The organism is Serratia sp. 3ACOL1 (assembly GCF_003668775.1).
GTDB lineage: Bacteria > Pseudomonadota > Gammaproteobacteria > Enterobacterales > Enterobacteriaceae > Chania > Chania fonticola.
Map to the genome: position 1 here is coordinate 1,975,372 of NZ_CP033055.1, position 12,922 is coordinate 1,988,293.

Annotated in this window: 10 protein-coding genes; 7 read left to right on the top strand and 3 right to left on the bottom strand. The window is 51.2% G+C overall.

The window, feature by feature from the left end; genetic code table 11:
• Nucleotides 1-8: 8 nt before the first annotated feature.
• Nucleotides 9-2,018: a formate-dependent uric acid utilization protein AegA gene (gene aegA / locus D9980_RS09090; protein ID WP_121607083.1), complete on the bottom strand. Its 2,010-nt coding sequence runs from the start codon at nucleotides 2,016-2,018 to the stop codon at nucleotides 9-11.
• Nucleotides 2,019-2,365: 347 nt separating this feature from the next.
• Here aegA and D9980_RS09095 point away from each other — a divergent pair, with 347 nt between their 5' ends.
• The 7 genes from D9980_RS09095 to D9980_RS09125 all read left to right on the top strand — a co-directional run bounded on the left by D9980_RS09095 (nucleotide 2,366) and on the right by D9980_RS09125 (nucleotide 11,203).
• On the top strand, nucleotides 2,366-4,399 hold the full coding sequence (locus D9980_RS09095; RefSeq protein WP_121607084.1) for a type VI secretion system tip protein VgrG: 2,034 nt from the start codon (nucleotides 2,366-2,368) through the stop codon (nucleotides 4,397-4,399).
• Nucleotides 4,400-4,429: 30 nt separating this feature from the next.
• On the top strand, nucleotides 4,430-5,695 hold the full coding sequence (locus tag D9980_RS09100) for a DUF4123 domain-containing protein (RefSeq protein WP_121607085.1): 1,266 nt from the start codon (nucleotides 4,430-4,432) through the stop codon (nucleotides 5,693-5,695).
• Nucleotides 5,695-6,381, top strand: coding sequence for a hypothetical protein (locus D9980_RS09105; protein ID WP_121607086.1), 687 nt, complete (start codon nucleotides 5,695-5,697; stop codon nucleotides 6,379-6,381). The genes D9980_RS09100 and D9980_RS09105 overlap by 1 nt, the downstream gene beginning before the upstream one ends.
• Nucleotides 6,368-6,820, top strand: a complete 453-nt coding sequence (locus tag D9980_RS26655) for a hypothetical protein (protein ID WP_162304246.1) — start codon at nucleotides 6,368-6,370, stop codon at nucleotides 6,818-6,820. Before D9980_RS09105 ends, D9980_RS26655 begins: the two co-directional genes overlap by 14 nt.
• A gap of 87 nt (nucleotides 6,821-6,907) precedes the next feature.
• Nucleotides 6,908-7,627: an alpha/beta hydrolase gene (locus tag D9980_RS09115; protein ID WP_121607087.1), complete on the top strand. Its 720-nt coding sequence runs from the start codon at nucleotides 6,908-6,910 to the stop codon at nucleotides 7,625-7,627.
• A complete protein-coding gene (locus D9980_RS26660; RefSeq protein ID WP_162304247.1) occupies nucleotides 7,614-8,066 on the top strand; it encodes a hypothetical protein in 453 nt (150 codons plus the stop codon). The genes D9980_RS09115 and D9980_RS26660 overlap by 14 nt, the downstream gene beginning before the upstream one ends.
• Before the next feature lie 224 nt (nucleotides 8,067-8,290).
• Nucleotides 8,291-11,203: an HD domain-containing phosphohydrolase gene (locus tag D9980_RS09125; protein WP_121607089.1), complete on the top strand. Its 2,913-nt coding sequence runs from the start codon at nucleotides 8,291-8,293 to the stop codon at nucleotides 11,201-11,203.
• A gap of 226 nt (nucleotides 11,204-11,429) precedes the next feature.
• Here D9980_RS09125 and D9980_RS09130 read toward each other — a convergent pair whose 3' ends face one another.
• Entirely contained in the window at nucleotides 11,430-11,951 is a 522-nt protein-coding gene (locus D9980_RS09130; RefSeq protein WP_121607090.1) for a hypothetical protein, read from the bottom strand.
• A 93-nt stretch (nucleotides 11,952-12,044) separates the two neighbouring features.
• The gene (locus D9980_RS09135; protein ID WP_121607091.1) at nucleotides 12,045-12,872 is read right to left on the bottom strand and encodes a carbon-nitrogen hydrolase family protein; all 828 of its coding nucleotides are present in this window, start codon (nucleotides 12,870-12,872) and stop codon (nucleotides 12,045-12,047) included.
• Between the last annotated feature and the right edge of the window lie 50 nt (nucleotides 12,873-12,922).

The window sequence follows — 12,922 nt, forward strand, 5'->3', positions numbered from 1 at the left end:
GAACCGCGTTAGAGCACATTAAGGTAATAACCGATGCTTTCGGCCGCCTTGCGCCCTTCGGCAATGGCGGTCACGATCAGATCGGCGCCGCGCACGATGTCACCACCGGCGAAAATCTTGCGGTTACTGGTTTGGTACGGATAACCCGCCACCGTTGGCGCCACCACGCGCCCTTGCCTGTCGAGCATCACGTTATGTTCTGCCAACCAACCCATACGATGCGGGCTAAAGCCAAAGGCCATGATCACCGCATCCGCCGGTACGACATGTTCGGAACCCTCAACGGGTACCGCCTGCCGCCTGCCCTGGCTGTCTGGAGCCCCCATTTCGGTTCGCCGCATCTGAATGCCGCTGACCTTACCTTCCTCATCGATCACGATGCTTAGCGGTTGCAGGTTGAACATGAATTCTGCGCCCTCTTCCCGCGCATTTTTCACTTCCTTTTTCGACCCCGGCATACTCTTTTCATCACGCCGATAGGCACAAATCACCTGTTCAGCACCGTGACGTAGTGAGGTACGGACGCAGTCCATAGCGGTATCACCGCCCCCCAGTACGATCACCCGCTTGCCCGCCATATTGATGTAAGGACTTTGCGGATTCTCGGCATAGCCCATTAGCTGTTGCGTGTTAGCGATCAGGAATGGCAAGGCGTCATACACTCCCGGCGCACCTTCATTTTCCAGGCCGGAACGCATCGATTTATAGGTCCCCACGCCAAGGAACAGCGCGTCGTAATCATTGAGCAGGGTTTCCATCGAGACGTCTTTGCCAATCTCGGTGTTCAGACGGAACTCCACGCCCATATCGCTGAAAATTTCACGCCTTCTGGCCATAACGTCCTTTTTCAGCTTGAACGCCGGAATGCCGAAGGTCAGCAACCCGCCAATTTCCGGATAGCGATCGAACACCACCGGCTTGATGCCATGGCGCACCAGGATATCGGCACAGCCCAGCCCCGCCGGACCCGCGCCAATAATGGCAACGCGCTTGCCACTGTTTTTCACCGCCGACATATCTGGCCGCCAACCCATCTCAAAGGCCGTTTCAGTGATGTAGCGCTCAATGTTGCCGATAGTGACGGCTCCCCCGTGCTCATTGAGCGTACAGGATTGCTCGCATAGTCTGTCCTGTGGGCATACCCGGCCACACACTTCCGGCAGGCTGCTGGTTTGATGCGATAGCTCCGCCGCTTCCCAGATGCGCCCCTGGCTGGCCAGCTTGATCCACTGCGGGATTTGGTTATGCAGCGGGCAGGTCCAGGAGCAGATACTCTGCTTGCCGCAGCTCAGGCAACGTTCGGCCTGTTGCTGGATCTGCTGCTCATTAAAGGGTTGGTAGATTTCGGCAAAGCTGGTTTTGCGCAGCTCGAGTGGTATTTTACTGGCTTCCAAGCGAGGTGCCCGAGGCTGTTGCAGTAGATTACGGATCGGCGTTGATTTCTTCGGGGCTTTCGCTTCTGGACTCTGATTAGCGGCACTGCCAAACAGTTGGCTATGGTGATCGCGCGCCGCTGCACGTAGCCGCTTTTCTCGCTGCTGGTCCAGCAACGTTTGGTTGTCCACCAGGCTTAGTGCATGGGTGGGACAGGCACGTACACAGGCAGGCTCATGGTTCAGCTCGCTGCACAGGTCGCATTTCTGTGCCTCGACCTTCTGATAGCTGTCTGCCAGGCGATGATTGGCGGGCTGCACCGTTTCGGTCACTACCGTCATCATGCCAAACGGACAAGCGACCGCACAGGCTTTACAGCCGATGCATTTCTCCTGGCTGACCTGGATGCTGGTATCACTCTGTTCAATGGCCCCGGTTGGACAAACATTGGCACAGGGCGCATCTTCACAATGGTGGCAGAACACGGCCGTATTACCATGGGTGCCCTGAATAACCTTGACTCTTGGGGTGAAATATTCGCGCTTGCTTGGGTATGCCCCTTGATGATGCGCAGTCACACAGGCGACCTCGCAACTCCGGCAGCCAATGCAGGCTTCTGATTCCGCAACGATAAATTGATTCATAGGTATCCTTTCCGAACAGGCTGACTGAAAAAACACGCTTTCGTTGACGTTATCTCCTTATCTTGGCTGGCGTAGGCAGGTGTCAGTAAGGTTATAACCATGTAAATATAGTGGTTATATTTGATCCATTTCCATGACATTTCGCATGAAAATGGCGTAATGCACCCACCCGCTCTAAACCAGGTAGGACAACTCTTCGCTTTAATCACCCATTGTCGTATTGGATCGCATTTACACAGCACCTTTGGTTGTTATTTCGCCACCAATACATTAACATTATTTATATATCTATCGATTTTTTGTTGTAATTGAGCGGAATATATTCATGTAATAAATGGAGGAAGTGCATGCCAGGGATGAACAATAAAGCCAGCGGGCTGAGGTTTACGGTAAGTGTTGGCAACCTGCCAGCAGAGGCTTTTGTGGTGGTGGGATTTACGCTGCATGAGCAATTCTCCAGCCCGTTTGCGCTAGAGCTTGACGTGGCTAGCGCCAAGCCCAGCGTGGAGTTCCATTCAATCCTGGATAGTAACGCGACCCTGACGATTTGGCGTGAAACCGAGGTGCAACGGGTCGTTAATGGCATTGTTATTTCCATTGAGCAAGGGGACACCGGACTTCATCAAACGCGTTACCGGTTTAGCATCCGTCCCTCGCTCTGGCGCGCCGGTTTGGGACACCGTTCACGTATTTTCCAGCAACAAAATTTTCTGGAAATCCTGGAAACCCTGTTAAAAGAAAACAAGATCAGCGACTACGCCCACGCGTTGCGCTATCCCCATGCCGTACGTGAGTTTTGCGTCCAATATAATGAAAGCGATCTCGATTTTATTAACCGCCTGGCCGCAGAAGAAGGGATTTACTATTTCTTTGAGCACCAAAATGGCAAACATACCTTGGTGTTTTCCGATGATTGCGCCGCACTGCATGACGGGCCGACGCTCCCCTATTATCCCGATCAGCCATCTACCTCGTTGGAGGAACCCTGCGTCACCACCTTTAAGCGCCGGGAAAGTTTACGCCTCTCCAAAGTGCTGTTGAAAGATTACACCTTTAAAGATCCCTTGTGGTTGGCAGAGTTCGGCGATGATGCCCGCGATACTGAGCATCAGCCCGGTCGGTATTTCCATTACGATTTCCCTGGGCGTTTTAAAAGCACTCAGGTGGGTAAATCTTTTGCCCGCTGGCGCATCCAGGCGCTGCGTAACGATGCTCATCAGGGCGAAGGGGCAAGCAACTGCCCGGCACTGCAACCCGGCGTACGCTTTACCTTGGAAAACCATCCTCTGGAGGAGCTCAACACGCGTTGGCAAATCACCCAAGCTAACCATTCAGGGCAGCAACCCCAAGCGCTTGAGAGTCACGCAGGCGGGACGGGAACTATCGTAACCAGCCAGTTTGCGTTTATTCCCCACGATCAGACCTGGCGCCCTGTTTTACTGCCCAAGCCACGGATTGATGGCGCACAAATCGCCATTGTCACGGGGCCAGCCACTGAAGAAATCTTTTGTGATGAGTTCGGTCGGGTGAAAGTCCGTTTTCTCTGGGATCGCTCGGGCAGAACCGACGACAGCAGTTCCTGCTGGATCCGGGTATCACAACCCTGGGCGGGGCCACGTTGGGGCATGTCGGCCGTGCCACGCGTTGGCCATGAGGTGATCGTCGAGTTTCTGAATGGCGATCCCGATCAACCCGTAATTATCGGCCGCACCTATCACGCCAGCAACCTTCCACCAGGCAAGCTGCCGGGCACCAAAACCCAGATGTCGATCCGTTCGCAAACCCATAAGGGCGAAGGTTTTAACGAACTGCGTTTTGAAGATGAAAAAGGCCAGGAAGAGCTCTATCTGCATGCGCAAAAGAACATGACAACCGAAGTGCTGCATGACAGTTCTGCACGTATCGATCACGACGATAACCGGCGGATAGGCAACGATCGCAGACAACAGATTGTCCACAATGATTTTCTGCAGGTTAATGGCGAAAAGCGTGACCGGGTAGAAAGCGATTATTCCCTGACCGTGAATAGCAATTTCCACATTAACGCCAGCAACGCCTTATTGACGGAGGTTGGGCAGGAAATTCACCTGAAGTCCGGCACTAAAATAGTGATAGAAACCGGTACGGAGATCACCTTAAAGGCCGGCTACAGCTTTATAAAAATCGATCCCAGTGGCGTCATGATCGGCCCCACGCTCAATGTGGGTACCGGCAGCCCGGGCTCCGGCAGAGGATGGGGTGGCAGAATGCCCGATGTTATTCCCATCCCAGCCAGCGTCCCTGCCTTTGCGCTAAATCCTGCACAGGTTAGTGCGTTTAAACAACCGCAAGCATTTTGCGAAGAGTGTGAGCGATGTAAACAACAGGGTTGCGCGATTTAATCGGGACAGCTTGCCGGAGGAAACGAAGATATGGAGAGTCAACTACAGCAATGGCTGGCCAATTGCGCATCAGGACAACGGTTGTATGCGGTGTTGTCCAGCGTTAGCGATGCACAGCCATTGAAACACTACTATCAACTGGATGGCTCCCGCGTTGCAGAAGGGATTTATCACTATACGTCCTACAAAGATTGGCACGAAGTGATGCCCTATTTGGTGGAGCTGTCGATTAATAGCCCGTTTTTAGCGTGGGTGAGTGAAGCATCCTCAACAGACTGGGGATGGCTGGCAGTCAGTGAACAGCCGCGTCAGCGCATTCTCGACCATTTACGGGGCCTGACGCAGATTAATTTGCCAGATAGGACGACGGTATTTTTCCGCTATTGGGACGCCCAGTTTCTACCGTTAATCCTGGAGGCCTCCAGCGAGTCCCAGCAAAATCAGCTGATGGGGGTGTTCAGCTCGCTTTGGGTCCGGCAACAGATGATTGAATTACCTGCCCAGGCAGCTCCAATTCTGACAGGGATCGTGTCGCTGGAAGAAGCGCAACTCGCCAAGTTAAAGCAGCAAAACCAGACCGAACAGGTTAGCCAGCTACAGCGCTACTTTACCGATAAATATCCGAAGCGCGCTCGCCTGCTGGGCGATGAACAGGTCCAGCGGGTCATTACGCTTATCGCGGAAAAATGCCAAACGCACCGGCTGGAGCGTTTTAACGATCGTTGCCAATTCCTTGATTTAGCCTGCAGTTTAGGCAGCCATTTTGACACCGACCTCCAGCTTGAGCATATCGTCGCACCCTATTTGACAACCGCAGTAGAAGAGCCAGGGCAGTTGGCCGTGTTAAATCAGCAGTTGGGGCTGGTTTTTGTACGAAGCATGGGCGAGCGGTTAGAGCTCTACCTGGCAGCGCTGGAAAGGCTAAAAATCCTGCAACTTAACCAGTTGCCCTATATGTTTGAAGAGCAGCACGTGGTGGATTATGTACGCTCACTTTACCCTGAGCGGGCGCAGTACGTTCCCATACATCAGATGTTTGGCCTATTAGCTCAAAATCAAAATTGGTTCCAGAAGCATGGGATCACCACGTTCCACGGGCAGGCGGTTATCCTGGCATTACAGTTCTTCCTGGGCCATAAAGTCTTTGACGACCCACTCTATCCTTGGGTTAAGGCTCATTTTGCTGATAACCCCATTAATCAGGAAGACGTACGGCTCGCTGAGTTGGTGGCCTACACTCAACGACGCATCAGAAAGGAACTATTGATGTTACGTAAGCATTTGGAGGCAAGATAATGTGCGCATCAGATGGAATTATTTTTCCGGGTTTTGAATATAAGCACAAAAATAACAACCCGGGCGACTATATTATCTTGCCCAGCGTAAAAGAGCAGCAAGGTAAGATTACCGCCAGCTGTTTAAAGACCTTGGTAGTATTTGTTGGCGGTGCGATGGATGCCAGCTACCAGCCGCTGCTAAGTGGCGTTTTTGCTCCTTATGAAGAAAGAAATGGCAGGGACGCCAAAGATAACACTGGCAAGGTTATCACCCAGCGCAAACAGGATGTAGCCTACTCCGAACATGGCGGTGGCAAAGTTCCGCCGCTAATGAAAGAGTGGCATGCCGCCGGGCAGAAAATCGTGCTAGTCGGCCATAGTTGGGGTGGGGACCGAGTGATTTTATTGGCGCAGGAAAACCCTGATATTCCGATTGAGTTACTGGTAACCCTTGATCCTGTATCAAGGAAAGGAAAAAGTCCAAAACCCGCCAATGTCAAACACTGGGATAATATCTATATTGATTATTCGATTGCTGACAGGAGTTCCGCTAATATGATTGCTCGAACCGGTGGCCCTTGGGAGAATTGTCCGGGCGCGGACAAAAATAAAGCACTAAATACTTTAACCAGTATGGCTAATCGCGGGCATGCCGATGCAGACTTGATGTTTCAACAGGAGAGCGTTAAAGTTGAAAAAATTTAAGATCATTACAATAAGTTCTATTTTATTGATTTCGGGATGTAAAAACTACGTACCGTATTCATATATAGACCATATAGTAAGCATGACTGGAATTTACTGCACACAAAGTGGGTTTCCAAAGTGTGAAGATTATCGCTCTTGTGTTTCTGAAAATTACGAACGGGTAAAGTCAAAAGCTCCGATGCAACTAGGAACGGCTAGAATTATAATTATACAAGGATCTCCAAATATTATGGAGAAAAACGATTACACTGATTTAATAAAAAATTCCTACAATTTATTAGACCACAAGCAAACCAACGTTAAGGTTTCAAGCCTCAATATTGGCGTAAGCTATTTTATTTACGCACACAACTCCTGTGCTAACATCATCGGAGATAAAACCTATAACATAGATAACTATATGCCATTACTGAAGAAAGAGCTTGGCGTTAAATAGCTTGAACTGATACGGGTTGGTGGCCTAAACTCAACGACGCATCAGAAAGGAACTATTGATGTTACGTAAGCATTTGGAGGCAAGATAATGTGCGCATCAGATGGAATTATTTTTCCGGGTTTTGATTACAAATACAAGAATAACGCCCCGAGTGACTACATTATCTTACCTAGCGTAAAAGAACAGCAAGGTAAGATCACCGCCAATTGTTTAAAGACGTTGGTGGTGTTTGTTGGCGGCGCGATGGACGCAAGTTTTCAACCCTTGTTAAAGTTTGTTTTTGCTCCTTATGAGAAGAAAAATGGTAGAGATACCAAGGATAACAGTGGCAAGGTTATCACCCAGCGCAAACAGGATGTGGCCTACTCCGAACATGGTGGTGGGAAAGTCGCACCGCTAATGAAAGAGTGGCATGCTGCCGGACAGAAAGTGGTGCTGGTCGGCCATAGTTGGGGTGGAGACCGGGCGATTTTATTGGCGAAGGAAAACCCCGATATTCCGATTGAACTATTGGTAACGCTTGATCCGGTATCCAGGAAGGGCAAAAGCCCCAAACCCGACAATGTCAAACGCTGGGATAATATCTACATTGATTATTCGATTGCTGATGGAAGCTCCGCCAATCTAATCGCTCGAACGGGTGGCCCTTGGGAGAGTTGTCCAGGTGCGGATTACAACCTGGCATTAAATACTAATCTAAATGTTGATAAAGACGGTAATGAAGTAAAGTCTTTAGCTAACAACTATGGCCATGCAGATGCCCTTCAAATGTTTTTAGACGAGAGAAATAAAGTTGAAAAAATTTAAATATATTACATTATCATCTATGCTTTTAGTGTTTGGATGTAATGGTAAGTATATAGATAACAGGCAAATAGGACACTTGGTTGATATGTCTACTAATGAGTGCAGTACTCGCGAACTGAAGAACTGCGAACGTTACCATTCATGTATGATGAGCAATTATGACAAAATAAGAAAAGATCATTCTGGTGTTGCCATTGCCATTTCATACATATTATTTTATACCCCTATTCAATACCAAGAGAATCATTTCTCTCACCTGATGGACAACGCATATAGTTTGTTAACTCCGGACTCTCGTTACGCAGATGATCCAACTGTAACAGTGGGCGTAAGCTATTTTATTTACGCCCATAACGCCTGCGCCAGCATCACCGGGGATAAAACTTATAACATCGATAGCTATATGCCACTACTGAGGGAGAAGCTTGGTGTTAAGTAACAGCCTCAAGGGTTTCAGGAACAACGCACGCGACAAAAGTGTTATCTTTGTCGCCGTTGTTTCATAAAGCTTTATTTTTTAATAACGCATTGGTTTATTTAGCTACAAAACAAAAAATTTCACTTAAAAATCAATCCTATAACTTATTGCCCTCCCCAATCAGATAATCCCCTGTTTCGTCTATAATTTATAAAAGCTAAAAATTGGCATCCAAGGTGGGCACTATGGCAGGAAAGATCACCGGTTTGAGAAGCCGCTATCCGCTACATATTCAGATTGCCGCGCTGTTTACCTTGCTGATTGTCTCCATCGGCAGCGTGATCGTGTTTTTTAGCCACAGCCAACTCACCAAACTGACCGAGGCCAGCACCAACCGGCAGTATCAAAAAACCGGGGAGGCCATTGCTGCGGAGCTGGACTCCGTTACCCGCAGCATGAAAATGTCGGTGAATATGCTGGCACGCATGCCAATAATAGAAGCCACCACGCTCGAACAACGCATGGCGTTTATCGGCCCGCTGGTCGAGATACTCAAGCAAAATGATTATGCCAACGCGGTATACAGCGCTTATCCCAACGGCGATTTCTTTATATTGCGCCGCCTCTCCCCTGCCAATCGAGCTTTATTTAATGCGCCGGAAGATGCCGAGTGGCTGGCGCAAAGCTATCGCTTTTTAGAGACCTCACCCCAGGCACAGAATATCCTTTTGGACGACAAACAGCAGGTTATGGCGATAAAAACCGTGCCGTATAACAATTATGATCCCCGGGAGCGCACCTGGTATCAGTTGGCGGTAAAAAATCAGCAACTGATTACTTCACCGCTTTATACCTTCAAAGGTACCGGCGAGACCGGCTTCACCTACAGTATCCAGGCTGCAGATGGCCATGCCGTGATCGGCTTAGACGTTTCGCTGGCTTCACTTTCGCTGTTTCTTCAACAAAGCCTACCGCCGGATAGCCAGGCGGCGATTATCAACGCTGCCAACGAAACCATCGCCAGCCTGCCTGCGCAAAACTCCAAAGGCCAGGATAGGCTCAACAGCATTGCACATATCCCGGTGCTGCAAACGTTGCTAGATCCCCATCACGACGCAGGCAACCTATTTACGGCACAAGGGCAGAGTTGGTTTGGGGCCGTTGTGGATCTTAAGGGGCAAAGCCAAGGCTACCAGCTGGTGATTGCCACGCCCTCGGCCTATCTGACCGCCGATGCCAACGCCATCCGCAACCGCTCGACCCTGATCGCCTTTGCGTTGCTGCTGCTCAGCCTGCCGCTGGTCTGGTATTTCTCCCTACGTATTTCCCGGCCGCTGATCCGCCTGCGCCAGGATGCCGATGCCATCAGCAATCTGCATTTTGATGAGCGGGCGGAGGAACGCTCGGTGATTGAAGAAGTGGACGACCTGCACAAAGCCATGTCCAAAATGAAGCTGACGCTCAAGCAGTTTATCTCGATGGGCAGCCTGTTATCCGCCAAGGATAATTTCCCGCAGCAGATGCAGGGCTTGCTCAATGAAACTGGCAAAATCGCGGCCATGAGCGGCGGCATTATTCTCCTGTCAGACAAAACGCCCGGCTGCTTTTCCCCCATAGCCTGCAACTGGGCTGGAAAAGAAGTGGCCAGTTCGGAGGTAGCATCGTTGCAGTTTGATCCGCAGCAACCCAGCGCATTTTGGCAAATTCTGGCAGGGAAAACCGTTGCTGGGGTCTTTACTGACGAGAATATCCCCGACCAACTGCTTACGGTCTTTGGCTCCCATTTGCCACTACGCTACGTGGCCGTCCCGATGCAAACTCATGATAAGCAACTCATGGGGTTCCTGCTGCTGTTTAATCCTGCCGAAGCTGGCGCGGAACATGGGCAAGCAAAAATACAGCTGATTAATGCCCTGGTGGGCAGCTTATCGGTAGCGATAGAGACGCAATATCTGCTGCAAGAGCAAAAGGATCTGATGGGAGCCTTTATTCAGTTGATCGCCGGAGCGATCGACGCCAAGAGCGCCTATACCGGCGGCCATTGCCAGCGCGTACCGGTCATTACCAAGATGCTGGCCAAGGCAGCGGTTGAGGCCAAACAAGGGCCGTTCGCTGATTTTACCCTTTCCGCTAATGAGTGGGAGGAACTGCACACCGCCTGCTGGCTGCATGACTGCGGGAAAATCACCACGCCGGAAGCCATAGTGGATAAGGCCACCAAGCTGGAGATGATTTACGACCGTATTCACGAGGTGCGGATGCGCTTTGAGGTGCTGAAGCTGGAAAAAGAGGTTAGTTTCCTGCGCAAGCACGCTACGCTCCCCGCTACCGAGCAGGAAGAACAACGGCTACGCGATGAGTTGCAGCAGTTGGATGAGGATTTCTATTTTATTGCCCAGTGCAATATCGGTGGCGAATTCCTGTCTGACAGCGCGCTCGCACGTATTCAACAGATTGCACAATATCAATGGACCCGCACTCTCGATGACACCGCAGGCGTGGCCCGCGAAGAGTTGGTCCGCAAAAACCGCCACCCTGCCGTCCCCTTACCTACCCAGGAGCCACTGCTGGCGGATAAAGAAGAACATATCATTTACCGCGATGAGAAAAGCCATCTGCCGGAAAGCTATCACTTCAAACTCAAAGAGCCGACCTTACTCTATAACCACGGGGAGATTTACAACCTGGGCATTCGAAGGGGCACCCTGAGTGAGGAAGAGCGCTATAAAATCAACGAACACATTATGCAGACTATCATCATGCTGGAAAAACTGCCGTTCCCACGCACTATGGCCAACGTGGCGGTGATTGCCGGTGGCCATCATGAACGCATGGATGGCAAAGGCTATCCGTACCAGTTGACCCACCTGCAGATGAGCATTCCGGTGCGTATGATGGCGATCGCCGACGTGTTTGAAGCCCTGACGGCGGCCGATCGGCCTTATAAACCGGGCAAGCTGTTATCTGAGGCACTCAATATTCTGGTCAGCATGGCGAATGAACATCACCTGGACCGCGAATTGATGATCCTGTTCCTGGAGTCTGGCATCTGGCATGACTACGCCCTGAACTATCTGCAAGCCGATAAAATAGACACCGTCGATATTCCTGCGCTGTTACGCAAACTCGAAATACCCGATTGCCAACCGACGAACTGATACCCAACAGTTTTGCAGCCCCTCACCCCAGCCCTCTCCCAAAGGGAGAGGGGGCCAAACGTGCCACAGATTAACATCCGCGCCTGACTTCAGCTCCGTATAAGCTGGGGTTGGAAGGGGTACTCAACGTGCAGCAAATTAGCTCCGGTACCTGACCACGGCGCCCTGCCAGCCCCCTCTCCTTTTTGGGGAGAGGGTTGGGGTGAGGGGAAAATATCAGAAGCCGTTATTTTTTCTGCCGTTGCGCCTCAAACCACACGCCGCATTGGGAGAAGAGCAGCGTATTACGATCTTTTACCAACACGTTATCACCGGGAACGCCTTCAGTCCCCTGATCGGTGATCCCCGGTACGGTGACATCCTGATGCTGAATGATGACTCGCTGCACCGAAGGCGTACTGATGCCCAAAATCGGGAAATCGACGTACCAATTATCGCCCGAGTTATCTTCCACAAACTCTTGCGCCTCTACCGTGGTGGTAGTCGCCCCCTGATTGCTCAGTTGCTGTTCATGCCAGGTAAAACCGTCTGCTTTATAGTTGATACTATTACCGACCAACTGCTGTGCCTGCTTTTCATCCCAGCAGCTCACGGTCTGGGTGGGAATGATCTTGGTCACGCTCCAGTTGCCGATTAACGCCGATGGGATCGGGTCTGGGGCGTTTTGTGCTGCCCAAGCGGCGGGAAATGACAGCACCAACAGCGCAGCCAATGGAACGATTCTTTTACTCAGGGCGGGGAATTGCATGGTACGGCTCCTTAGAGTGCTGCAAGTCTATCAATTACAGTGATCAATCTGGCTATGACTTTACCTAAGCCATTGGCCTTTCAGCAAGCGGTGTTAACGCGCAATTAATGGCCACCACCGTTGTTCATCATCCCGCTGCTGCCACTGCGTCTCCCCATTGAGTGCCAAACGCCGATCTTCCAGGTAACGATATTCGCGGCGAGCCGCTTCCAGCAGGCTAAAATCCAGCTCCGCCTGCATTATTCCCGGCTCGCGCCCCAGGCTGGCCACCTCACGCCCCAGAGGATCGACAACCAGGCTTTCACCGGCAAACTGCATCCCACATCCATACCCGGCGCGGTTGGCCATCGCCACAAACATCTGATTATCCTGAGCGCGAGCCAGCAAAGCGTTACGATGCACATGACCATAGGGATCCATATTGCCATCGGTAACCAGCAACAAATCGCAACCCATCAGGGCCAACGCTCGTGATGCCTCTGGGAATTCGATGTCGTAGCAGATCAGTAAACCAATACGCCGCCCACGCCACAGCCCGCAGACCAGGCGATCGCCCGCTTGTGCTTCGACGCGTTCGTTGGTCCATAAATGGCTTTTGCGATAATGCAGATAGATGCCCTGCTCCGGTGTGATCAGCACCGAACTGTTGAACAACTGCGCGCCATCCTGCTCAAGAAAACCCACTGCGACGGCAATACCCGTACGCTGACTTGCCGCCACCACTTGCGCGAGCTCCGGGCCTTGCAGTTGCAGCGCGTAGTCCGTATTGCCGTCAGGATGGGTAAAGCCGGTAAGCTGCGTTTCTGGCAACACCAACAGGTCGGTTTGGCCGCTGCAACTTTCAATTTGCGCCAGCACGGCGGCCAGGTTATGGGCAGTGTCCCCTTCACGGCAGGTAAATTGGGCCAAGGTTATCCGCATTGATTACTCCTTTTATGTCGAACAGTGTTTTTACCTGTTATCGCCACTGG